Source organism: Paenibacillus zanthoxyli JH29 (genome assembly GCF_000520715.1).
Taxonomy (GTDB): domain Bacteria; phylum Bacillota; class Bacilli; order Paenibacillales; family Paenibacillaceae; genus Paenibacillus_AQ; species Paenibacillus_AQ zanthoxyli.
In genome coordinates this window covers 1-2,665 of record NZ_ASSD01000489.1, presented here as the reverse complement: position 1 = coordinate 2,665, position 2,665 = coordinate 1, and the positions used below count along the sequence as shown (strand labels likewise).

The following is a 2,665-nucleotide window of genomic DNA, read 5'->3' as shown; positions in this document are numbered from 1 at the left end:
GCCCAACATTACGCCGGGCCAGGTATTGTTCTCGCTAATCACGTTCAACGCTATATATGCGGCTCTCTTTATCGTGCTGATCTATCTGTTCGTGAAAGTTGTTAAAAAAGGCCCGTACACTGTGGAAGAAGAATCGCATTCGACGGACCCGTATAACAAGAAGAAGGGGTGATACCATGATCTCACTTAATGAACTTTGGTTTGTGCTGATTGCGGTTCTCTTCGTCGGATTCTTCTTCCTGGAAGGCTTCGACTTCGGTGTGGGAATGCAGTCGCAAATGCTGCCGAAGGATGAAAGACAGCGCCGGGTTATGATCAACTCGATCGGTCCGTTCTGGGATGCGAACGAGGTATGGCTGATTACCGGGGCGGGGGCGATGTTCGCCGCTTTCCCCGAATGGTACGCGACGCTGTTCAGCGGGTTTTATGTGCCGTTTGTCTTCGCTCTGTTTGGTCTGATTCTCCGGGGTGTGGCCTTTGAATACAGAGGCAAAGCGCAAACCGCCGGATGGAGAAAGACCTGGGATCTGTCCATTCTGATCGGCAGCTTCCTGCCGCCTTTCCTGCTTGCCATAGTATTTGCGAGCTTCATCAAAGGACTGCCGATTGACGGCGATATGCAGATGCATGCAGCCTTTTTCGGGGACATTGTCAATGTCTATACCGTGCTGGCCGGCCTTGCGGTTGTCCTGATGTGCAATATTCACGGTCTGCTGTTCACGGCGCTGCGCACCTTCGGCGAGTTGCAGGAACGGGCGCGCAAACGGGCGCGTACGTTGCTTCTGCCGACAGGCGTGCTGCTGCTGGCTTTTGTCATCATGACTTATTTCCAGACGGATATCTTCGAAGTGCGCGGAGTGCTGCTGTGGGCGATCGCGGCGCTGGGGCTGGTCGCTTTTTTACTAGCGGGTTATTTCAGCAAGCAGAAGCGCGACGGCTGGGCATTCGGCATGACGGGCGCGGTGCTGGGCCTTTCGGTAATCTCCGTATTCGTGGGCTTGTTCCCGCGGGTTATGGTCAGCTCGCTTGGCGAGGCTTACAACTTGACCATCACGAACGCCGCATCCGGTCAATATTCGCTGAAAGTGATGACGATCGTGGCGCTGACAATGCTGCCGTTCGTGCTGGGCTATCAGATCTGGAGCTATTTTATCTTCCACAAACGGCTTAGTGACAAGGAGACTCTTGAATATTAATGGATAGAAATTTGCTTGGGTATAAAGGAGTGAGACCGGTCTTTCTGGCGGTGGGCTTCCTTACCCTGGTGCAAAGCTTGTCCATCCTGCTGCTGGCGGCATCGCTGGCAGAAGTTATCTCCGCGCTGTTCGCGGGGAAGCCGCTGAAGGAACAATGGGGCACTGCGCTGTTGTTCCTTCTTGCGTTTCTGGCGCGGCATGCCTGCGGCCTGCTGATGAGCAGCATCTCGTACCGGTTCGCCGAGAAGACGGGCAGCGCCATGCGGCGGGAGATGATGGACAGGCTGTTCCGGCTGGGGCCGAGAATGGCCGGGGATCAAGGAACGGGAACCCTGGTGACGCTCGTACTGGAGGGCGTTACCAAGTTCCGCACCTACTTGGAGCTGATTATTCCGCGTATGGTGGGAATGGCGGTAACGCCTGTGCTGCTGCTCGTTTATGTGTATACGCAGGACCACATGAGCGGCATAATACTGACTTTAACGATGCCGATCCTTATCGTGTTCATGATTCTGATCGGCATGACGGCCCGTAAGCAGATGGACCGGCAGCTGGAATCGTACCGGACGCTGTCCAATCACTTTGTGGACTCGCTGCGGGGGCTTGAGACGCTGAAATTTCTCGGACGCAGCAAGGACCACAGCGAGGCCATCGCCGAGGTCAGCGACCGCTACCGCTCGGCAACGATGCGCACGCTGCGTGTGGCGTTCCTGTCATCGTTCGCGCTTGATTTCTTCACGATGCTGTCCGTTGCTTCCGTGGCTGTCAGTCTCGGCGTGCGGCTGGTAAACGGCGATATGACACTGGTTACGGGACTGACGATCCTAATTCTGGCGCCGGAATATTTCCTGCCGGTGCGGCTGGTTGGCGCCGACTTTCACGCCACGCTTGACGGCAAGGAAGCGGGTGAAGCGATGAAGAGTATTATCGACCGTGAACCGGTCAAGGCGGTGGCGCTGGAACGTGGGGAGCCATCCCCGCCGGATGCTCCGGTAGGAGAGGAAGGGCCGCCTGAAGGCCGCCGCAATGAAGCTGCGGGGTACGCTTCGGGCGGTAAACCGGGCGGGAACTCCCCCGGTGGGGGGGGCTCTGCGGCAGTCTCCGGGGGAGGCGCTTCTGTCTTGCCCGAATCGACATTTTCCTGGAACGGCAGCAGTACGCTGTCTTTTCAGGGCGTTAGCGTACGGTATGAGGAAGGTGGCCCTTCCTCGCTGGAGGAGATTCGTTTACAGTTCACCGGCACCGGCAAAATCGGCATCATCGGCGAAAGCGGCGCCGGTAAATCGACGCTGATCGATGTGCTCGCTGGCTTTTTACACCCGAGCGGGGGCAGTATAACGGTTAACGGCTGCAAGGTGAGCTCGCTGAACGACGACGCCTGGCGGCGCCAGACGTCGTATATTCCGCAGAAGCCGTACATTTTCAGTGGAACATTGGCGGATAATGTCCTGTTCTATTACCCGGAGGCT

General features: G+C 56.9%; 2 protein-coding genes. Both read left to right on the top strand.

The window, feature by feature from the left end:
• Positions 1-176 precede the first annotated feature (176 nt).
• Positions 177-1,196: a cytochrome d ubiquinol oxidase subunit II gene (gene cydB / locus L691_RS0118580; RefSeq protein WP_025691902.1), complete on the top strand. Its 1,020-nt coding sequence runs from the start codon at positions 177-179 to the stop codon at positions 1,194-1,196.
• On the top strand, positions 1,196-2,665 hold a 1,470-nt coding region (locus tag L691_RS33660), incomplete at its 3' end, for an ABC transporter ATP-binding protein/permease (RefSeq protein WP_025691901.1). The genes cydB and L691_RS33660, both read left to right, overlap by 1 nt.

Excerpts from the sequence above, each read along its gene's own strand:
- cydB (WP_025691902.1), top strand. The coding sequence starts at position 177 with ATGATCTCACTTAATGAACTTTGGTTTGTGCTGATTGCGGTTCTCTTC.